Consider the following 20,563-nt stretch of genomic DNA (forward strand, 5'->3'; position numbering starts at 1 on the left):
TGGAGAATATATGACAATCGGAACAAGTTATGATTTCCCATCGGAAGTAGTTACGACGTTTAAGGGAAAAGCAGAAGATGATTGGTCCGGAGAATTTCCGGGTCCTCCAGATCTTTGCTTTAATTATAGAAAAATAGTAGAACAATCCGGTGGCATTGCAGTTGCAGAAGACTTAACCAAAAATCATAGAATTTGTATAATTGGAGCTGGAGTAACTGGTCTAACAGCTGCACGAGAATTACTCAGATGTGGCTTTACTCAAGTCACTTTAATAGAGCAAAGTGATCGAATTGGAGGTCGTCATTTAACAAAATTCCCTGATAACGAGTTTGATGAGGCTGGATTTTCACCATTTGAGATGGGTGCAATGCGCATGCCATTCTTCAATAAAAAAGATACAGATCCGCTGACTGGTTCATCACTGATGGCTTATTATGCGAAGCAGTTTAATTTGAAGATCTCTAACTTTCCTAATCCTGGCACACAATGGGTAACCTCAACAGGGATTTATCTACGAGAAGGTTCTTTGAGTGGTTCTGATTTACCAGAAATGGTGATATGGAAAAATCCAGACGGTAATACATTACCACCGAATGAGATATTGAAAGAAATACATAAAAAATGGAGAAAATTTGCCGATCAGATGACTATTGAGGTAAGTAAGAAATATGGTTCCAAAGAATGGGATGATATGTGGCATGCAATTGTTAAAAATTATCACAATTTATCATTTCGAGAACTGGTTATAAAACCGTTCCAAACATGGAATGAAAATAATCCTGGCGATTTTGGAGGGCTGGGTATGAGTCCTCAGGAATCTGAAATATTTTATTCTATTGGTGTTGGTGACGGAAGTTGGGGAGCATTTTATGATGTTTGTTGCCTCTATCCAATCAGAACCTCAATATTTGGATTTGGTAGCAATCTTCAGTTAGTGCATGGCAGAGTCAATAGTGACTATGAAGTTATTAAATCTGCGATGCAAAGCGATGGGTGTGTTCAAGATTCTTTAGGTGTTAGCTATAAGTCACCACAATATCTGGGCCTTGCTTCATTAGATGAATGCCTACTTTATGAGAGTATATCCAAAGACCAGCCTTCTTTTTATGATCACTCAATGGAAAGAAAAACAGGATTATTTATGGACTCTAGAGTTAAAAAAATAGAGAAACTCAGTGATAAATCAATTAATGTTGAGTTTCAGTGGCAGTGCAGCAAAGAAGGTACCCCGATATATTTAAACCAAAACTTTGATTCCGTAATAGTTACAGTACCATCATGGATATTGGGGACAAAAATCAAACTTGAAGGATTTTCAAATAATCAATTACCTTTTGAAATTATTGGTGAATGTAATACTGCGCACTGGGAAGCGAGCTGTAAAATTTATGCCCCTTTAAGCAAAGAGTTTTTAAGACAAAATACAATTCCTCAGATAATGGTAACAGATACATTTATTCATGATGTTTATACTTATCAGTATAGTGATACGTACAAAAATGATTGTATTTTATTAAGCTATACTTGGGAGGATGATTCATTAAAACTGTCTGCTTTCTCTGATATTGATTTGGTAGATATGTGTGTTGAGGAGTTAGACAGAGTTCTAGAAAAATCTACAAACATAAAATCAAGAATATCTCAGTATGTTATTAAAGAAAAGGCAATGGTTCAGCGATGGATATCCGATGAAAATTCTTTAGGTTGCAGTAAACTTTATAGAGCTGGAACTTATTTCAATGCGATGAAATTACTTTCGTATAATAGAAAATACAGTAAAGAATCTGGTCTTCTTTTTGCCGGCGAAGCATATTCAGTGGATGCTGGATGGACTGAGCCATGCCTTAGAGGGGCGGTGGATGCTGTTATTAATATCTGTGCTAATACAAAAGCAAAATTTAATGGTAACTTTAATATGGATGAGCATTATCCAAAATATAGGGACAGTTGATGAATAAAATGTATATCTAGAAATTTTTATATAGGATATTTATATAATGTTGCTTCAAGAAGCCAATAATACACATCAATTACGCAATAATTTTGACAAAATATTTGTCGTGTATATAATTTTCCCTATTATATGAACAATGTCTGGTTCCAGTATTGGGCATTTATATCAGATATGATCCTTAAAGATCATATCTGACTGTATTTATTAGAACATTGACTATCAATTATTTAATGTGATTCTAAATACCATTATTGATGTCCAAAAAACTACAAGAAGAATTAGAAGCATCTTCACTGCTGGATTCAAATAGAAAATCTCCTTTAATAAGATTATTCGATTTTCTACTTTTAAGTTCAATTATTTTGAGGGGGGTTACTGTTCAATTAAATAATCTAAAGTACTATTTCTTTTGATTAATTTTGGCAGCAATTTTATAGAGTCAGCTTGCTCCTTATTTATTTTTTTTAATAATAGTTCCATCGCGGTGAATCCCATTTCGGACATTGGCGAAGCTATGGTTGTGAGTGGAATAGGAAGTTGAGCGGTTAAAGAGATGTTGTTGAACCCAACGACTGCAATATCTTTTCCGGGAATATAGCCTTTGTCCTTGATTGCGCCCATTACACCAATCGCAATAAAATCATTCACCGTGAAAATTGCTGTAGGCAGCTCATTTTTGGATAGAATTTCAAGTCCAGCTTGATAGCCTGAGTCAACATCAAAACCACAATTGATAATGTAGTCATCTGGGATCATTATATTTTTACTGGCGCTATAGTCTTTAAATCCTTTGGTTCGTAATAGACCCGTACTCGCAAATGGTTCACCCGAAATGATCGCAATCCGACGATGCCCCACAGCGATTAAATGTTCTGCTGCTAAGCTTCCACCAAGATAATCATCACAGGTAACAGAGGTAAAATTTTCTAAACTACGACTTACAAGCACAAATGGAATGTCTCGTGCTATTAATTCATTAAAAAACTGATGCGAATTTTCAGTTCCTGTATGTGCATCTGCAATGATTAAACCATCTACTTTTCTAGAAAGGGCCATTTCACCCAATTTTTTTTGGTTGATAGGTAAGTCATTGGTATTGGAAACGAATGTAAAATAATTATTTTGCGTGGCGGCAGCATCAATGCCTTCATAAATATTTGCTAAAACAAGATCTGATAATTTTGGAACTAAAACCCCGATCACGTTGGTTTTCTGGCTCTGTAAACTTTTTGCTAAAGTATTTGGTCGGTAGTTTAAATCGGCTGCTAATTTTTTTACTTTTTCTATGGTTTCTGGGGCTGCTGCGGAACTGGCATCATCTATAGAGCCGTTTAGTATTCTTGAGACTGTAGAAACATGTAAGCCAAGTTCTTTTGAAAGAAATTTTAAAGTTACATTTTTATTTGATCGATTCATATGAAACCACAATAGCCAGAAGCAACATTTTAGCATTTTCCCCCTTAAAAGTTAGAGAAATTATTGGATTGTTGTTTAAAATTTGACAAGAACAAACGTTTGGGTTAAATTTTTAACACAACCCGAACGTTTGGGTTGATTTGGATAATCAATGAGGTAAGGACATGGAAGAAACTTCAGTTAGCCCAGTAAAAGTGGCAGTCATACAATTTGATCCACAAGTGGGTATGGAAAATAGAGAAAGGAATTTACGCCATGGGTTAGATTTGGCGCTTCAAGCTGTCAACAATGGTGCAAATCTTATCGTAATGCCTGAGTTAGCAAATACAGGTTATTTATTCACAAATAGAAAAGAGGCATTTGATCACGCAGAGGAAATCCCAAATGGACCAAGTGTTCAAGTCTGGCAAGATTTTGCGCGTAAGCATTCTATTTATTTAGTTTCAGGAATTGCAGAAAGAGAAGGTGTTCGTCTTTTTGATACTTCAGTTTTAATCGGACCTGACGGGCTTATTGGGAAATATCGCAAGGCACATTTATGGAACCTTGAAAAACTTTGGTTTACGCCTGGTGATACAGGCTTCCCCGTATTTGAAACACCGATCGGAAGAATTGGGATGTTAATTTGTTGGGATATTTGGTTTCCAGAAGTTCCAAGAATATTAACTCAACAAGGTGCGGATATTATTTGTAGTGTAAATAATTGGGTTTGGACACCACCGCCATTATTTGATGAAAGTGGTAAGTGTATGGCCTCATATCTCACCATGACTGCTGCACATGTGAATAATGTCTACATTGCTGCTGCAAATCGAGTTGGAGCTGATAGAGGTGAACGTTTTCTTGGATGTTCATTAATTGCAGGCACCAATGGTTGGCCAATCGCGGGTGTTGCAGATGCAGAAAAAGAAATGATTCTGTATGCGGATATTGATTTGGTTGCTGCACGTGGTGCGCCGATTTGGAACAAGCATAATGATTTAATCCGAGATAGACGAACTGACATGTATGACACGATGTTAGGCTATAAATCTCACAATATTTTCCCTCGCTAATCCATGTGGGGGATATATGAAAAAGAATTATCGGATTGAAATGATTGATATTGTCATCGCAGCATGTGTCATGCTGTCTACAATTATCATCGTGGGAGTAGTTGAAAAGTACTCCCTCCAAATTTGGGATAATTACGCAACAATGCAACCACCAACGTCCACCTTAACTTGGTTAAGGTGGGGGGTGGGTGATGTAAGTGAGGCTCAATTTTATAAAAGTGAATTGGCATCACTTGGTTTATTAGTGGGTGCAGGCATTGCTTATTATTTTTCAAAAATGCGTTCGAAATGGCAAGGGTTTCAACTAAGTTATGGAACGGGTCTATTTCCATGGATTTTATTGAGTTCAAGTTTAAGTTTGATTCTGAGTAATATCATTTGGGGATGGACGCTTATTGAAAGTAACTCGTGGCAACCAACATTTGTGACGTTTGTGTCATTACCAGCTGCAACAGTACTTATGTATGGGCGTGGCTTTAAAATAGCAATAATTGGCGCAGTTGCCGGGGCACTATTTGTAACGCCTTCTTCGTTGATCATCGTCAACTATGTATGTGTTCCCTTAAATTTGCCAAGTATTATTGGTAATGTCTTAGGTATGGCAATTGGAAGCTTAATCGCATTTATTATTTTTAAAAAATTTAATTTAAGTTGTTTGGTCAAAGAAACAGAAACAAAAAAACAAGAGCCTATCGAAGAAGAAAAAGAGATTGAAGAAAAAGAGATCGAGCCAAAGGATACAACTCCATTTTGGGTTGTAAGACGAGCGCTTGCAGACTTCTCTGAATCTCAATTTATTGCAAATGAATGGGCTGGATTAGGCTTAATTATTGGCGCTTTGTTGGCAATTTACCTGAACCCTTTAAGTATTTCATATGGAAGTGGGCTGATTGGAAGCATATTAATTAGTCAAATGTTAGCTGCATTGATGGCAGTTATTCTATGGAAAAGTAAATGGGAAAAATATGGATGGTATCCGACATATATTCCGATTTCTTCAGTTGCTCCAGTCTCTGTTTTAGTCTTCGGTGGAAGTCTAAGCTCCATTATTTTAGGTGCATTTATTGGTGCATGTGTTGCTCCACCTTTAGCCGCTTTTATTTCAAACAAGCTTCCTAAATACCAACATCCATATATTGGCAATGTGGTTTCCATGGCAATTACATCACTATTGGCTTTGGGCACAATTCATCTGGTTTCCTGAATCTATATTTTTATATACAAGGAGTTGTAATGTTAACGTGTCCAGTAAAAGGCTATTTTTCTGAACTTGATGTTGAGCAAATTGCGAAAATGCTTAGGTCAAAAGAAATTACTGCCAAAGCACTTACACAGCAGAGTTTAAATTCAATCAATCAGCATAAAGCGTTAAATGCATTTTGTTATATCGATGATGAATATGCGATACAACAAGCAGAATATGCAGATGAACTTTTTAATCAAGGAATAGATCTTAGCCCGTTACAGGGTATACCGATTGCGATAAAGGATAATATTGAAACTGCGCAACTTATAACCTCTATGGGGTCCAATTTTTTCAAAGACTATTTACCTGAAGTCGATGCTGAATGCGTACAACAACTTAAAGCTTTAGGCGCGGTGATCATTGGAAAAACCAACACGCATGAGTTTGCCTATGGGCCAACAGGGGATATTTCGGCACATGGCGCGACAAAAAATCCATGGGACCTTGCAAAAATTTCAGGTGGATCGAGTTGTGGTAGTGCTGTAGCGGTTGCTGCTGGACTTGTACCTATCGCAATTGGGACAGATACAGGTGGCTCGATTCGTATACCTGCAAGCTTAACAGGGGTTATGGGTTTTAAACCGACTTACCAGCAATTTTCAATGAAAGGCGTTTTCCCTTTGTCTAAGAGCCTAGATCATTTAGGAATATTAGCAAAAAGCGCTCAAGACATTGATTTGGTTGTTTCTTTATTAACACAAGAAAATCATCAAGTTGTCTCCAATGCGTTAGCAACCAGATTACCGAAATTAGGTTGGGTATCTATTGATAATTTTATTGAAAACTATGATGGCCCTTTATACCAGAAGTTAAAGCATCAAGTTTTTTCGCTTTGGGACAATCAAATTGATGAAGTGTCGAGTGCTTTAACGGCTTTTAAAGATATCCATCGCTATTTTTACGCTATCCAAAATAGTGAGGCATATGCCGTCCATCACCATCAAGTAGAGCACTCTCCAGCGTTATTTCAGAAAGATGTGTTGGAGAGGTTACTACAAGCTGAAGAAACCAAAGGCTGGGAGTATGTGAACGCATTAGATTTTCAAAAAAAGTACCAAGAAGTCCTTGCTAAAATTTTTGATCAGTACGATTACCTCATCATGCCGACATTACCGATACAAGCCACTGATCTGTATCAAAAAGATTTGTATTTAAATGGCACTTTCATAAATATTAAATCAGCTTTACTCAGTCTGACCAATATATGGAATTTTTTGGGAAATCCTGTACTCAATGTTCCGCTATGTCATGAAAATAAAATTCCGATTGGTATTCAGATCATTGGTGCAAAGAAAAGCGATCGTCATCTTTTGGCCTTTGCAGTGAATAATGGTTTTTAGTTTTTTTAATTTTTTCAATATTTAAGGTCTATTGGCCTGTTAATAAAATGATAATCAAGGATGATTTTATGAAACATGATTTGTTTAAATATACGGTATTCACACTACTTTTAAATGTGCCTTTAGTTGCAAATGCTGCGATTGAATTTGAGGGTAAGGATAACGATTCTAAGTTAACCGTTTCTGGTGAACTACGAGCAAGTTATCAGGAAAATAATTTTGAGAATAAGGCTTCGGATCAAAAAATAAAATTTAATACAGCTATTTTAAATATTGGGTATAGCTCTCCGAATATATTCGGTAATTTTCAATATCGCTGTTATCAATTTGATACCTTATGTGATTTTTCCACATTGGTACAAGCCAATGCTGGCTATCATTTAAACTCAACAGACAATCTTAAAGTTGGTTTACAGCCGATTCCTTTTGGGCCAGGGCAATTTTGGGACAGTAGTTTTTATGAAGGAATCAATACAACGATGGGACTTCAGGATACGATGAATTTAGGTGTTAACTACCATTTTGAGTTGCCCACAGTCACCAAAGTTGATTTGGCCTATTTTGCCGCTGATGGGGCTTTGTTGCACAAAGATTTAAAATTAAAGTTCACCTAAGTTATCTAAATTTAAGATACAACTCGGGTATGAGGTCTTCCTAAATCCGTGAATTTATAAACTCCTTGATGTGAGCTTATCTATTATTACTCAATACCTACTACTGTGGTGATATAACCAGTCGTTAAAAGAATTGATAAGCCTAATGACATTTCAAATAAAATGGCATAGCCTAATTTTTTGGCAAACTTTGGGTCTTGCAAGCGAGGAGTGAAATACCATTTATTAAAGGCAGCTAATAATAAAATACTTAGAACAAATAAGATTTTAATTATAAATCCATGCCCGTAAGGAGTATTTAGTAGAGTATTGAAATCTTTAATGAGTAACAAAGCAATACTTGCACCGCAAGCCAGTAATATTCCTACGATAAAGGCTGCAATTTGTCCAAATAGATGCATACGCTCTTTTAATGGTAATCCATTAATTTTTTGGCTAGTTTTCCATAAAGGATAAAGTGCTCCCATCCATAAAGACATAACTAGTACATGTATTGATAATAAAACTTGAGCGAATAGGGTTAAGTTCGTGACATGTCCTAGTTGAGAAAAGCTGAAAACTATTGGTATTAGTAGTATGACAAATATTGTCCCTTCAATTTTGGAAATCTGATTAGTCCCTTTGCTTAGTTTTACGACCATGAATAGAAGTAAAAGCGCAAAACTAATCGTTCGAATGACATGGGTATGCCCAATAGGGGTACTCATTAGGATATTGACATAGTTAATATCCCACATCCCTGAAAGCCCAGTATTAGCAAAACTTCCAACTAATATAAAAAATCCTAGAGCGCTGGACAAAAAGCCTAAACCAGCACCAATGGTAATGTATTTAAGAATGGTAGCCTTGATTTCTACATAACGCCCAAGTAAGAAATAGCAAAAAGATCCACCAATAACAAAAGCGACCCCTAAGTATAAAAAGACTTTAACTAGCCATGTTGCATATATCCAAGTTTCAGCAACCATATTCTTCTCCCTTATCATAGCAACATGCCAGCAAATTGCTGGCATGTTGCTATTTGTGCTTTACTGTTATTTTTCTGATTTAATGGTGAAACTATATTCACCACTCATGTTGTGACCATCAGTACCCATCGTGGTCCAGACCACCGTATATTTTCCTTTTTTAAGTTTAGGTACAGCTACTTCAAATGATTTTTTTAGATCATGACTTACTTGGTAATTTAAAGGGATGTCTTTACGTTGAGCATCAAGCAATTTAACGTTCATTAGCATGACTTCACCACCAAAATTAAGCGTTATATTTTTGGTTTCGCTTGCTACAGAAGCATTGATAGCTGGGGTTGCGCTTTCAAGATTGACATGTGCAAATGCACTAGAAGCAGCAATAACCAAAGTTGCTCCTACAAGAACATTACGTAGAGCTGTCATTCTATTTTGAAAAATTTTCATTTCACTGTCCTTTTAAAACTAATATTTGGCTAAGTAATGGACCAGTAAAATTAATAGGCCTAGTAAATTGGTCATCACCTTTTGTAACTCTATTATTAAAGAACGAGAGATACACCCCGATGACTCCAAAATTACATTTTTGTCATTTTAAAGATTGAAAACTCACAAGTGCTAAACTGACTTTGTTGAATAAAAATGGCCATCTAATAAACAGATAATAGAAAATTTTATTGTAATTATGATGTGCTTTATAAATTAAAAATTATGTCTATGCATGAAGGAGGTTTTTATGGACCATCATAATCATGAGGCGAAAAATTTAGATAATTCACTTACTGATCCAGTCTGTGGTATGGCTGTGACCAAAGCATCAAAATTTCATGAAAGGCTAAATGGTAAAACTTATTTTTTTTGTAGTGAAAAGTGTCAAATACGATTTAATACCAAGCCCGAGTTGTATTTTACTAAGCAAGATGAAACAAAAATATTAAAAGACTCTCATAAGAAAACAGATTCAAGATTAATAGAATCTGTTCAGCAGTCTGAAGTAAAAGCAGCAACTATCTATACTTGCCCAATGCATCCTGAGATTAGACAGGACCATTCAGGAGATTGCCCTATCTGTGGTATGTCTTTAGAGCCTTTACTTCCTGATCTAGATGAAGCAGATGAAAATCATGAACTTAAAGATTTTAAGCGAAGATTTTGGTGGACCTTACCTCTGACGATTATCATCGTATTTCTAGCAATGTTTGGTCATCAGTTGAATTGGTTTGAGATGGAGGTGCAAAGTTGGATTGAACTTGTACTAACTTTACCAATTGTTTTTTGGGCAGGAAGGCCATTCTTTGTTAGATGTTGGCAGTCAATTCTTAATCGGAGTCCAAATATGTGGACCTTGATTGGAATTGGGACTGGAGCAGCCTTTATATATAGCCTTGTTGGAACAATAGCACCTCAAGTTTTCCCCGACTCATTTGTATCTATGGGGCGAGTTGCTGTGTATTTTGAAGCGACAGCAGCGATTATTTCTCTAACATTGTTAGGCCAAGTGCTAGAGTTAAAAGCACGGTCCCAAACTTCAGCAGCAATTAAATCCCTACTTGGATTGGCTCCTAAAACAGCAAGAAAAATCAGTGCTGATGGTGTGGAGGAAGATATTCTGCTATCTCATGTGCATGTAGGCGATTTATTGAGGATACGTCCGGGTGAAAAGGTCCCTGTTGATGGAATCATTACAGAAGGTTCAAGCTCTGTAGATGAGTCAATGCTGACTGGAGAACCAGTGCCTGTTACAAAACGCGTGGGTGATCAGGTCATTGGTGCAACAATGAATATGAATGGATCATTGGTGATGCGATCAGAAAAAGTTGGATCATCAACCGTGCTTTCTCAAATCGTACAAATGGTCGCTCAGGCTCAGCGTTCTAAAGCACCAATGCAACGGATGGCAGATCATGTTGCAGGGCGATTTGTCATGGGGGTTATTGGTATTGCTGTTCTAACTTTTTTGGGTTGGGGGATATTTGGACCTGAACCTAGTTGGGTCTATGGATTAATCAATGCAGTAGCAGTCTTAATCATCGCATGTCCATGTGCTTTAGGATTAGCTACCCCCATGTCAATTATGGTAGCAACGGGGCGAGGTGCGTCAAATGGGGTACTTTTCCGTGATGCTACTGCAATTGAAAATCTGCGTAAGATTGATACGTTAATTATTGATAAAACAGGTACTTTGACAGAAGGACAACCATCATTTAATAAAGTAATTGCGGTTTCAGGATATGAAAATAATGATGTCCTTCGTTTAGCTGCCAGTTTAGATCAGGGAAGTGAGCATCCTTTAGCTAATGCAATTGTACGTGCTGCCCGTGAGCGTAATTTTACGTTAAGTAAACCTACTACCTTTGAATCAGGCTCAGGTATTGGAGTCAAGGGAGAGATAAACGGGCAACAATTAGCTCTAGGTAATACAGCATTGATGGAGCAACTTGGAATATCTGTTAGTGCGCTCATTCTACAAGCAGAGGAATTAAGAGCAGAAGGTGCTAGTGTCATGCATTTGGCAGTTGATGGAAAACTTATAGGTCTATTGGCTGTCTCTGATCCAATTAAAGCAAGTACTCCTGAAGCTCTTCTTTCATTGAAAAATTCTGGTTTAAGAATCATCATGGCAACAGGCGACGGTTTAACAACAGCAAAATCAGTTGGTGCTAAATTAGGTATCAATGAAGTCTATGGTGAGGTTAAGCCAGCTGATAAGTTGGAGTTGGTCAATAAATTGCAAAAAGAAGGGAAAATTGTTGCTATGGCAGGTGATGGAATAAATGATGCACCAGCCTTAGCTCAGGCTGATGTTGGAATTGCAATGGGGACGGGAACTGATGTAGCAATGAATAGTGCTCAAGTTACCTTAGTAAAAGGTGATTTACGCGGCATAGAAATTGCTCGTTCCCTGTCAGAAGCGACTGTTAAAAATATGAAGCAAAATCTAATGTTTGCTTTCCTTTATAATGCATTAGGTATTCCTTTGGCCGCTGGTGTGCTGTATCCGTTTACTGGATGGCTGCTTTCTCCTATGATTGCAGCATTAGCAATGAGCTTAAGTTCTGCATCGGTGATTGGCAATGCCTTACGATTACGTCATCAAAACTAATCACGGCTGACTAGACTACTCATTAGCATAAGTTAATGAGTAGTCAGTATTTGAAAGAGTGTTTGATAGTCGAGATATCATTAATTTTTAAAGACAATTTTAAAAATAATACGCCCTTCTTCATAAGTAGCTTGAATTGTAGCTCCATGTACATCAAAAATAGACTTAGTAATTGCTAGACCTAAACCAGTACCTTCTTCGACTCTTTGTCTGGATGCATCTGTTCTATAAAAACGGTCAAATAATCGACTTAATTGTTCTGATGACAAAGGTGAACTTTCATTTTCAATGGAAAATAAGGTTGTATCGATGTTCTGTTGACATTTGATTTTGATACTCGAATTTGATTTACCATATTTGATTGCATTTGATAATAAATTACTCAGTGCGCGACGTAACATGGAAGGATCTCCTTGCACATAACCTAGACCAGTTTGTTCTAAAGTCATTTTTTTCTCAGAAGCAATAGCATCATAAAAGTCAAATAAAGCTGAAATTTCCTTTACTAAATCAATTTTTTGTAAGTTCGGTAAATGCAAACCGTGCTCGGCCTTCGCAAGGAATAACATATCGGAAACCATTCGGGCTAAACGTTCAAACTCTTCTAAGTTAGAAAAGAGAACTTCCTGATAAGTATTGATATCACGATTACGGGATAAACATACTTGGGTTTGAGTCATCAGATTATTAATAGGTGTGCGAATTTCATGAGCAAGATCAGATGAAAAATCTGATAATTTCTCTACAGCAGATTCCAATCTATCTAGCATATCGTTAAAAGCTATAGCTAAGGATCTAAGCTCTGTTGGCGTGTTATCGACGTCTAAGCGTTCAGAAAGATGTTGAGCTGAGATACCTTCTGCAACTTTTGCCATTTTTTGAACTGGGCGTAGCCCGCGCCATGCTGCGAACCATCCTAAGAACATTAAACAAACTGTACCTACAAAGCCAATATATAAAAGCTGGCGTCTAAAGTCATTTAAGAAATGTAGATGCTCAGATGTATCGATTCCAACTATAATTTGGGCTGATGGTATTGAATTATTACGATCAAAAGACTTTTTATAAACTAAGCCACGATAGGTTTTATTTTGAATTCTCCATTCAATCCATGGATTTTGATTTGATTTGATGAGTGCTTGGGCATTAATAACAGAAGGTGCTGAGCTAAAAATAACTTGACCAGTTGGACGTTCAATTTGGATGATCAGATCGTGATGTCCAACCAAGGCATCTTTCAAATATAAATTTAACTCTTGAGAATTAGATGGGTTTTGTTCAAGTAGGTTTTCTACAAGCTGAATTTTGCCTTCTAGCTGAGTTCGGTCTTGAGTTTCGAAATGATGCATTACGAGTTGGTGAATGACCAAACCCATAATCATTAAGATGATAACAGTAGAGAGAGAAAATATGATCGCAATACGGAAGCTAATGGCATTAAACAGTTTATGACCCATCTTCTACCTCTAGAACATAGCCCATTCCTCGTATGTTCTGAATTAGCTTAGGGGTAAAGTTACTATCTATTTTACTTCTTAACCGTTTAATTGCGACTTCTACTATATTGGTATCACTATCAAAATTCATATCCCATATTTGGGACGCTATGAGAGTACGAGGTAAAATTTCTCCGCGTCTACGCATAAATAGTTCCATCAACGCAAACCCTTTGGCTGTTAAGTCAATACGTTGTCCAGCTCGGGTGACACGACGTTTACGGAGATCGAGTTCAAGGTCGGCAATAGTAATAATATTGCTATCCTCTTTTTGTTGTCCACGACGAAGTAAGCTTTTTATTCGTGCAAGTAGTTCAGCAAAAGCAAAAGGTTTCACCAAATAATCGTCTGCGCCCAAATCTAATCCTTTAACCCTATCTTCAATTTGATCACGGGCAGATAGAAAAAGAATAGGCATAGTTTTGCCACTTTTCCGAATATCATCAATAATATTCCAACCATCTAGTTTTGGTAACATAACGTCCAAAATGATCAGGTCATACTCTTCAGAAAGAGCTTGATGTTTACCCGATAATCCATCTGTGACCCAATCTGTAATATATCCTGCTTCAGACAGACCTTGCTTAAGGTAATCACCTGTTTTTTGTTCATCTTCAACTAATAAGATTCTCATTGATAAAAACCCATATCACTCATTAACACCATCATAACGTTATAAATACGGGATTCGATGTAGATTACAAAAATGTCATTTTCAGGTCACATAGATGTTCGGTCGGGGGCTATATGGTATTTAAATGAAGTTAATTTTTGGAGCAAAAAATGAAAATTCTATTTCGTCGTAGCTTAACAACTCTTATGTGTGTTGGAACCTTATTTGTTGGGACTCAGACTTGGGCAGCAGATGCTAAACAAGCAGCTACTGTAAACACAGAGATCAAAGCACATTCAAATGTGCAAGAGAAATGCCCAACAACACCTTGTAACATGAAGAATGATGAGAAAACTTCACAAGATCATAGCCAGCATGCCAATATGGCAGATATGTCCCAAATGGATCACTCTAAAATGGGAGATATGGATCATTCTAAGATGATGAACATGGACCATTCTAAAATGAACAAATCAAACGCATCAAAATAATTATTTCAATAAATGAAAGATCGAGGTATTAACGCAAATAGAGTGTTCATCTTAATGCCCTTACCTTGATTGTAGCTAGGTGGAAAAAATGTCTAAAAAGTTCAGTCATGTCCTTTTAATAGGAGTCGGTTTATTTTCGTCGACTTGGGTTATGGCAGCAGTTAAAGAATATGATTTAACGATTGCTGAGCAAACGGTGAATGTTACTGGTCAGCCACTTAAGCGAATTACCGTAAATGGTAAATTCGTTGCCCCTCTTCTTGAGTTTGAAGAAGGTGATGATGCCATTATTCGTGTACACAATAAGTTAAAGACCCAAGATTCATCTATTCATTGGCATGGTTTAATTTTACCGGGAATTATGGATGGTGTACCCGGATTTAATCAGTTTGATGGTATTGCACCGAATCAAACTTATGAGTATAAATTCAAGGTTCGCCAAAATGGTACTTATTGGTATCACTCTCATAGTAAAGGGCAAGAACAAGACGGTTTGTATGGTCCCCTAGTTATTTATCCTAAGAATAAAACTCCTTTATCCGCAAACGAAAAAGCCGATAGAGACTATGTAGTCTTACTTTCTGATTTTCATAATTCCACAAGTGGTCAGATTGAAAAGAATCTCAAAAAGGAAGCTGATTATTATCAGAACCGTAGAGAAACAGTATTTGATGTCTTAAAACAAGTTAAACGTGATGGATTGAAGGCAACTTGGCAAGATCGTTCGATGTGGAATCAGATGCGAATGCTTAAAACAGACATGTCAGATGTCACTGGCTATACATTCTTAATGAATGGTAAAACGCCTCAGCAAAATTGGACTGGAAACTTTAAGGCTGGTGAAAAAGTACGTCTTCGATTCATTAATGCCTCTGCAATGTCATTTTTTGATGTGCGAATTCCAAACTTGAAAATGACTGTGGTTAGCGCAGATGGTCAACCAGTAAAACCAGTTCCAGTTGATGAGTTTCGAATAGGAACAGCTGAAACTTATGATGTCATTGTAGAACCAAAACAAACGCATTACCAAATCGAAGCCGAATCTATTGATCGTACTGGATTTTCGGTTGGAACATTACATGATGAAAACACTTCCCATGTAGAACAAATTGAGATGCCAAAACCTCGTCCTCGTTCATTATTGACTATGGAAGATATGGGGATGGATCACGACATGTCTTCGATGAAAGGTATGAATCATGATATGTCTTCAATGAAAGGCATGGATCACGACATGTCTTCGATGAAAGGTATGAATCATGATATGTCTTCAATGAAAGGCATGGATCATGATATGTCTTCGATGAAAGGCATGGATCACGACATGTCTTCGATGAAAGGCATGGATCATGATATGTCTTCAATGAAAGGTATGGATCATGATATGTCTTCAATGAAAGGTATGGATCATGGTATGTCAATGAATACAGATGATGCTAAGGCTATATCGAACCAAAAGGATAGTACCGTATATGGCTGGGCGAATGCATCAACCCCAGCAGGTCAAAAAGCATTGCAATATAGTGACTTGCAGTCATTAAATCCACAGCAAGATACTCGTGCGCCTGAACGTGAAATGGAAGTTCGTCTAGGCGGGAATATGGAACGTTATATTTGGACAATCAATGGTAAGAAGTTTAGTGAAACAGAGCCATTTAAAGTGAAATATGGCGAGCGTATCCGTTTGAAATTCGTGAATGACAGCATGATGGCGCACCCAATGCATTTACATGGCATGTTTATGCAGCTTGAAAATGGTCAAGACCCTAGTAATATGCCGAATAAACATACAGTAATTGTTCCACCGGGTAAAACGATTACAACCTTACTTACTGCTGATGAATTAGGTGAATGGGCTATCCACTGCCATTTGTTATATCACATGTCTGCTGGAATGATGAATAAGCTAATTGTGGCAAATGTAGATAGCAATGGTACTGATTCAACAGGCGGAGTGGCTCAACCCCAAGCAAATGATAAGGGAGTGAATCAACATGCAAACCATTAAAAAACTTTCTTCAAAAACACTTTTATCAGTTATTTTAATCGGATTTTCAGGTTTAGTTTTTGCAAATGATATCCCTATATCAGAAAGTAAGGATATACAGTCAAAACCCCTGTCTAAAGGAATGAAAATTCTATTACAAGAATCAGGAGGTTTAAGATATTCCCCACAAGAACTTTATCCAGAATATTATTCAATGGAAAATGCAAACATGGGGGATAAAAGCACACTGATTTTGAATGAAAGATTTAACAGACCTCATGATAATCATCTTAAAGAGCATGGTGGGCAAATTTATCAAGCAACAAAACTTGAAAATGCATGGATAGTTGATGAAGATGGTAAGGGTACACTAGGAACGAAGTTTGAAACTTTGATTGGGACAGATGAAAATCGTATATTTATCGAAGCGAATCTAGCAAAGCCAGAAAACAGTGATATTAATTATGATATATCTGCACTCTATAGTCGTAATGTAGCCCCATTTTGGGATGTGCAAACAGGTGTTCGATATAGTAAAGATAAAAATAACCCAAACAACAATCGGATTGATGGTGTTGTCGGTATATTGGGATTAGCCCCTTATTTTTTTGAGACACAAGCATATCTTTATGGAGGAGAGAATAATTTTTGGGGAGCAAGTTTTGAAATCGAACGTGATTTCTTGTTAACCCAGAAATTGATTACTCAACCTTATCTAGAAATGGATGCTATATTCAGCGATGACTCTAACTATGCTGCAAAATCAGGTTTATCAGAATTGAAAACTGGTATCAAAACTCGATATGAGATTACTAAGCGGATCAGACCTTTTATTGATGTTGCTTATCAATATGAAAAAGGACAGAAAGCCACTTCTATGCAAGAGGCAACAGAGTCTGAAAAGGGATGGAAATATGGTGCAGGTATCGAGTTAGTTTTTTAATCTCAGTTTAATCTAGCATTGGGAGTGGTGGTTAGTCTGCTATTCCTCAAATGATTTACAGGCTCGATTTCAAATTTTTCATTAATCATCTGTATTAGTTCAGATCTGATCAGACATTGATCTTGAAAAAGAGAAAGTTACCCGTTTTGATAAAGGTGTCGAATCTTAATCAAACAAAGGTAACTTTCTTATGTTGCATACTAACAATCAAATCATCAAACACAAAGTAGGCTTACTCAATTTAGCTGAAGAACTTCAGAATGTATCCAGAGCTTGTAAAGTCATGGGTGTCTCTAGAGATACCTTTTACCGTTATCAGGAACTCGTTGAATCAGGTGATGTTGATTCACTCATCAATAAATCCCGAAGAGTACCGAATCTTAAGAATCGTGTAGACGATGCCATAGAACAAGCCGTTATTGATTTCGCAATCCAATATCCAGCTTATGGTCAACACCGCAGTAGTAATGAATTGCGTAAAAATGGTGTATTCATTTCAGGTAGCGGGGTTCGATCTATTTGGCTTCGCCACGATTTAGAGAATTTTAAAAAGCGATTGAAAGCCTTAGAAGCCAAAGTGGCACAAGATGGCTTTGAGTTAAATGATCATCAGATTGCTGCACTTGAGCGTAAACATGAAGATGATGTTGCTTGTGGCGAAATAGAAACACACCATCCAGGATATCTTGGAGCCCAAGATACATTTTACGTTGGCAATCTGAAAGGTGTTGGTCGAATCTATCAACAAACTTTTATCGACACCTACAGCAAAGTCGTTCATTGCAAGCTCTATACAACGAAAACACCGATTACAGCGGCAGATCTGTTAAATGATCGTGTACTACCATTTTATCAGTCGCAGGATCTACCAATGCTGCGTATCCTGACAGATAGAGGTACTGAATATTGCGGTAAGGTTGAACAACATGATTATGAGCTATATTTAGCCATCAATGATATTGATCACACCAAAACAAAAGCAGCACCCCCACAAACGAATGGAATATGCGAGCGTTTCCATAAGACGATCTTGCAGGAGTTTTATCAAATTACATTTAGGAAGAAGCTATATAGTACATTAGAGGAATTACAAGCTGATCTAGACGTTTGGCAAAAATTCTATAATACTGAACGAACTCATCAGGGAAAAATGTGCTGTGGTCGCACACCACTGGAAACATTACTTGATGGGAAGCGAATTTGGGCTGAGAAGAATTTAGCTCAAATTTAACCTGACAGGCACACTAAAAAATGGGTAACTGTCAGATCTGGTTTGAGCTAGTACAAATCATCCCTTTGAAAGATATTTTGTGGTGTCTTATTCAAAGTTAAGAATAAGTTCTTAAATCTATTCTTCTATACCTTTGAAATAATTTCCTAAAATTTTTTCTTTTTTAATAAAGTTTTAAAAATTAAATTAAAACTTTTTATCCAATCAGATTGATCTGTATACATATGTTTTATAGCTTTTTTTTGATTAAGTCCTAAAGTGTTGCTTTCAAACCATTTTTTGTTCCTTTCTTTTCTTCGATTACATCACAAAGTTTCTTAATATTTTGATAAGTAAGCTCATATTTCGTTGTGAATAAAAATGCATAAAATCTTTCATTTTTATTATTTTTTCAATATCAATAAGATAAATATGATCATTAAAATCGATTAATTCCAGTTTAAGAAACATTATTGATCTACCAAATTTACGATGAATCCATGAAGGGTAGATAGGATTTTTAACGATAGGCTTAATTTGTAAAAGTGAATAGCCCTCTAAAAGATTTCCATACTTATCAATACAATGTATATTTTTGAGAGGAGAGCTTTCTTGATCTTTCATTTTTTTTAGGCTGTTGAATATAAGGTCTAGATTATCGATTTTGGTTTTTTTTGATTTTTTTTTCAGTATTTTCAGACTTTTGTGGTTTATTTTTTTTATTTCCATGTGACTGTTGGGACTGTTCTAAATTTTGTTTGTTCCCTTTTAAATGAATGCTTCTGTCATCTAAGGCAGAAGCATTCATTTTATGCTGTCTAGTTAAAGTGTGTACTACAGAACTCAGCCCAATCAGCCATTAGGCCTTTACGTTTTTCTAGATAAGCTCCACGTAGGTAGGCCGCTTCAACCTCATCTGGTAACTTATGGGCAAGTACATGCTCACATACTTCACGAGGGTAGTCTGTTTTGTCTGCCGACCAGTCACGAAACGTAGACCGGAAACCATGAGTGGTGATGACTCGATTTTGTTTTGGATCAATATAGCCTAAGCTACTTTCCTTAAATTTCTGTTCATGCATACGCTTAATTAAAGCAGTTAAGGACATGTCTGAAAGCATGTTACCAGTACGAGGTGCAGGGAAAATATAACTTTGAGGCCCGGTATCTGTCTGAATTGATTTTAATAATTCAATTGCTGATTCTGAAAGTGGAACACGATGTTCTTTTTCAGCTTTCATGCGCTCTTTAGGAATAGTCCAGACTTTAGATTTAAAATCGATTTCTTGCCAAGTTGCTCCAAAAATTTCACCAGAACGACAAGCTGTTAAAATTGCAAATTCCAGTGCCTTTGGAGAAATACCATCTTTTTGGCGAAGGTGTTGAACGAATGTAGAGACTTGATCATAAGGCAAAGAAGGGTGGGGACGTGATTCCTGCTTTAAGTTACCTAATATAGGTTCAAGATTACCTTTCCATTCAGCAGGGTTGTCACCTTCAAAATACTCCATAGCCTTTGCATAATCAAAAATAGTCTCAATACGACCACGAATTCGTTTAGCTGTTTCGTTCTTCTCAATCCAGATAGGCCTAAGAACTTCAGCAATATCAACTTTAGTAATTGTGCCAATACTAATATCACCAAGAGTAGGATAGATATAAGTTTCTAATGTAGTAGACCATTGAGCTATATGCTTTTGATTCTTTAATTCACGAGATTTATTGGCAATCACAATCTGAGCACATTCACGAAAAGTACGATTACGAAGTTTTTGAATACGTAAAGCTTGAAGTTGATCTTGTTTTTGTTTGATAGGATCAATTCCGTTTCGGATTTGTAATCTTAGTTCAGTAGCTTTTGCTCGTGCTTCAGCTAAAGAAACTTCAGGGTAGGGACCAAGACCAATATCACGGCGATGAAGTTGCTGTTTTCCATTTTCATCAAAGCGCTGACCTACAACAACACGTAGAACCCAAGCACGAGAGTCGTTGACAATACGCAGGTGCAAACCATTGACACCGCCTACAGCATGTCTTCCATTTCCTTTGATTTTTGCTACACTGAGTGCAGAGAGTTCCTTGGCTTTCTTAGGCATAGGCTTGTTCTTGTCCCACATAAAAACCCAC

At 36.8% G+C, this 20,563-nt stretch carries 16 protein-coding genes and 1 pseudogene; 10 read left to right on the forward strand and 7 right to left on the reverse strand.

Translation table 11 applies throughout. The features are described 5' to 3' along the window. Nucleotides 1-10 precede the first annotated feature (10 nt). Nucleotides 11-1,951: an FAD-dependent oxidoreductase gene (locus ASC84_RS08730; protein ID WP_056513729.1), complete on the forward strand. Its 1,941-nt coding sequence runs from the start codon at nucleotides 11-13 to the stop codon at nucleotides 1,949-1,951. Between the two features lie 375 nt (nucleotides 1,952-2,326). Here ASC84_RS08730 and ASC84_RS08735 read toward each other — a convergent pair whose 3' ends face one another. Next, on the reverse strand, nucleotides 2,327-3,370 hold the full coding sequence (locus ASC84_RS08735; RefSeq protein ID WP_056513732.1) for a LacI family DNA-binding transcriptional regulator: 1,044 nt from the start codon (nucleotides 3,368-3,370) through the stop codon (nucleotides 2,327-2,329). A 164-nt stretch (nucleotides 3,371-3,534) separates the two neighbouring features. On the opposite strand from ASC84_RS08735, the gene ASC84_RS08740 reads away from it, so the two are divergent. The 4 genes and pseudogenes from ASC84_RS08740 to ASC84_RS08755 form a co-directional block, all read left to right on the forward strand. Next, nucleotides 3,535-4,425 carry a nitrilase family protein gene (locus tag ASC84_RS08740; RefSeq protein ID WP_056513738.1) on the forward strand — a complete coding sequence of 297 codons (891 nt, stop codon included), beginning with the start codon at nucleotides 3,535-3,537 and terminating at the stop codon, nucleotides 4,423-4,425. Between the two features lie 16 nt (nucleotides 4,426-4,441). After that, nucleotides 4,442-5,629, forward strand: a complete 1,188-nt coding sequence (locus ASC84_RS08745; protein WP_081409341.1) for a hypothetical protein — start codon at nucleotides 4,442-4,444, stop codon at nucleotides 5,627-5,629. Nucleotides 5,630-5,658: 29 nt separating this feature from the next. After that, nucleotides 5,659-7,011, forward strand: a complete 1,353-nt coding sequence (locus ASC84_RS08750) for an amidase (protein ID WP_056513739.1) — start codon at nucleotides 5,659-5,661, stop codon at nucleotides 7,009-7,011. Between the two features lie 68 nt (nucleotides 7,012-7,079). Next, nucleotides 7,080-7,586, forward strand: a pseudogene (locus ASC84_RS08755) (hypothetical protein); the annotation flags it as partial. A 125-nt stretch (nucleotides 7,587-7,711) separates the two neighbouring features. Here the strand turns inward: ASC84_RS08755 and ASC84_RS08760 are convergent. Then, nucleotides 7,712-8,593 carry a copper resistance D family protein gene (locus tag ASC84_RS08760; RefSeq protein ID WP_056513891.1) on the reverse strand — a complete coding sequence of 294 codons (882 nt, stop codon included), beginning with the start codon at nucleotides 8,591-8,593 and terminating at the stop codon, nucleotides 7,712-7,714. A 66-nt stretch (nucleotides 8,594-8,659) separates the two neighbouring features. Beyond that, a complete protein-coding gene (locus ASC84_RS08765) occupies nucleotides 8,660-9,040 on the reverse strand; it encodes a copper resistance protein CopC (protein WP_056513742.1) in 381 nt (126 codons plus the stop codon). 289 nt (nucleotides 9,041-9,329) lie between these two features. Here ASC84_RS08765 and ASC84_RS08770 point away from each other — a divergent pair, with 289 nt between their 5' ends. Next, nucleotides 9,330-11,696 (forward strand): heavy metal translocating P-type ATPase, encoded by a 2,367-nt coding sequence (locus ASC84_RS08770; protein WP_056513745.1) that lies wholly within the window; start codon nucleotides 9,330-9,332, stop codon nucleotides 11,694-11,696. Between the two features lie 80 nt (nucleotides 11,697-11,776). Here the strand turns inward: ASC84_RS08770 and ASC84_RS08775 are convergent, their stop codons facing one another. Continuing rightward, nucleotides 11,777-13,153, reverse strand: a complete 1,377-nt coding sequence (locus ASC84_RS08775; RefSeq protein WP_056513748.1) for a heavy metal sensor histidine kinase — start codon at nucleotides 13,151-13,153, stop codon at nucleotides 11,777-11,779. Then, nucleotides 13,143-13,826, reverse strand: coding sequence for a heavy metal response regulator transcription factor (locus ASC84_RS08780; RefSeq protein WP_056513752.1), 684 nt, complete (start codon nucleotides 13,824-13,826; stop codon nucleotides 13,143-13,145). The genes ASC84_RS08775 and ASC84_RS08780 overlap by 11 nt, the downstream gene beginning before the upstream one ends. Nucleotides 13,827-13,975: 149 nt before the next feature. Here ASC84_RS08780 and ASC84_RS08785 point away from each other — a divergent pair, with 149 nt between their 5' ends. From ASC84_RS08785 to ASC84_RS08800, 4 genes are all read left to right on the forward strand, one after another. Then, nucleotides 13,976-14,296, forward strand: coding sequence for a hypothetical protein (locus ASC84_RS08785; RefSeq protein ID WP_056513754.1), 321 nt, complete (start codon nucleotides 13,976-13,978; stop codon nucleotides 14,294-14,296). 88 nt (nucleotides 14,297-14,384) lie between these two features. Then, on the forward strand, nucleotides 14,385-16,304 hold the full coding sequence (locus ASC84_RS08790; RefSeq protein ID WP_056513757.1) for a copper resistance system multicopper oxidase: 1,920 nt from the start codon (nucleotides 14,385-14,387) through the stop codon (nucleotides 16,302-16,304). Further along, nucleotides 16,291-17,226, forward strand: coding sequence for a copper resistance protein B (locus tag ASC84_RS08795; protein WP_056513760.1), 936 nt, complete (start codon nucleotides 16,291-16,293; stop codon nucleotides 17,224-17,226). Before ASC84_RS08790 ends, ASC84_RS08795 begins: the two co-directional genes overlap by 14 nt. 190 nt (nucleotides 17,227-17,416) lie before the next feature. Further along, the gene (locus tag ASC84_RS08800) at nucleotides 17,417-18,457 is read left to right on the forward strand and encodes an IS481 family transposase (RefSeq protein ID WP_056513763.1); all 1,041 of its coding nucleotides are present in this window, start codon (nucleotides 17,417-17,419) and stop codon (nucleotides 18,455-18,457) included. Between the two features lie 300 nt (nucleotides 18,458-18,757). Here ASC84_RS08800 and ASC84_RS08805 read toward each other — a convergent pair whose 3' ends face one another. Both ASC84_RS08805 and ASC84_RS08810 read right to left on the reverse strand, forming a co-directional pair. Beyond that, nucleotides 18,758-19,165, reverse strand: coding sequence for a hypothetical protein (locus ASC84_RS08805; protein ID WP_056513765.1), 408 nt, complete (start codon nucleotides 19,163-19,165; stop codon nucleotides 18,758-18,760). 89 nt (nucleotides 19,166-19,254) lie between these two features. Beyond that, nucleotides 19,255-20,532, reverse strand: coding sequence for a site-specific integrase (locus tag ASC84_RS08810; protein ID WP_056513769.1), 1,278 nt, complete (start codon nucleotides 20,530-20,532; stop codon nucleotides 19,255-19,257). Nucleotides 20,533-20,563 lie beyond the last annotated feature (31 nt).

Origin of the sequence: Acinetobacter sp. Root1280 (assembly GCF_001425285.1) — a bacterium.
GTDB classification, from domain to species: domain Bacteria; phylum Pseudomonadota; class Gammaproteobacteria; order Pseudomonadales; family Moraxellaceae; genus Acinetobacter; species Acinetobacter guillouiae.

Excerpts from the sequence above, each read along its gene's own strand:
- ASC84_RS08785 (WP_056513754.1), top strand. The coding sequence starts at position 13,976 with ATGAAAATTCTATTTCGTCGTAGCTTAACAACTCTTATGTGTGTTGGA.
- ASC84_RS08795 (WP_056513760.1), top strand. The coding sequence starts at position 16,291 with ATGCAAACCATTAAAAAACTTTCTTCAAAAACACTTTTATCAGTTATT.
- ASC84_RS08805 (WP_056513765.1), bottom strand. The coding sequence starts at position 19,165 with ATGGAAATAAAAAAAATAAACCACAAAAGTCTGAAAATACTGAAAAAA.
- ASC84_RS08790 (WP_056513757.1), top strand. The coding sequence starts at position 14,385 with ATGTCTAAAAAGTTCAGTCATGTCCTTTTAATAGGAGTCGGTTTATTT.
- ASC84_RS08780 (WP_056513752.1), bottom strand. The coding sequence starts at position 13,826 with ATGAGAATCTTATTAGTTGAAGATGAACAAAAAACAGGTGATTACCTT.
- ASC84_RS08770 (WP_056513745.1), top strand. The coding sequence starts at position 9,330 with ATGGACCATCATAATCATGAGGCGAAAAATTTAGATAATTCACTTACT.
- ASC84_RS08800 (WP_056513763.1), top strand. The coding sequence starts at position 17,417 with ATGTTGCATACTAACAATCAAATCATCAAACACAAAGTAGGCTTACTC.
- ASC84_RS08745 (WP_081409341.1), top strand. The coding sequence starts at position 4,442 with ATGAAAAAGAATTATCGGATTGAAATGATTGATATTGTCATCGCAGCA.
- ASC84_RS08740 (WP_056513738.1), top strand. The coding sequence starts at position 3,535 with ATGGAAGAAACTTCAGTTAGCCCAGTAAAAGTGGCAGTCATACAATTT.
- ASC84_RS08730 (WP_056513729.1), top strand. The coding sequence starts at position 11 with ATGACAATCGGAACAAGTTATGATTTCCCATCGGAAGTAGTTACGACG.
- ASC84_RS08735 (WP_056513732.1), bottom strand. The coding sequence starts at position 3,370 with ATGAATCGATCAAATAAAAATGTAACTTTAAAATTTCTTTCAAAAGAA.
- ASC84_RS08760 (WP_056513891.1), bottom strand. The coding sequence starts at position 8,593 with ATGGTTGCTGAAACTTGGATATATGCAACATGGCTAGTTAAAGTCTTT.
- ASC84_RS08810 (WP_056513769.1), bottom strand. The coding sequence starts at position 20,532 with ATGCCTAAGAAAGCCAAGGAACTCTCTGCACTCAGTGTAGCAAAAATC.
- ASC84_RS08775 (WP_056513748.1), bottom strand. The coding sequence starts at position 13,153 with ATGGGTCATAAACTGTTTAATGCCATTAGCTTCCGTATTGCGATCATA.
- ASC84_RS08750 (WP_056513739.1), top strand. The coding sequence starts at position 5,659 with ATGTTAACGTGTCCAGTAAAAGGCTATTTTTCTGAACTTGATGTTGAG.
- ASC84_RS08765 (WP_056513742.1), bottom strand. The coding sequence starts at position 9,040 with ATGAAAATTTTTCAAAATAGAATGACAGCTCTACGTAATGTTCTTGTA.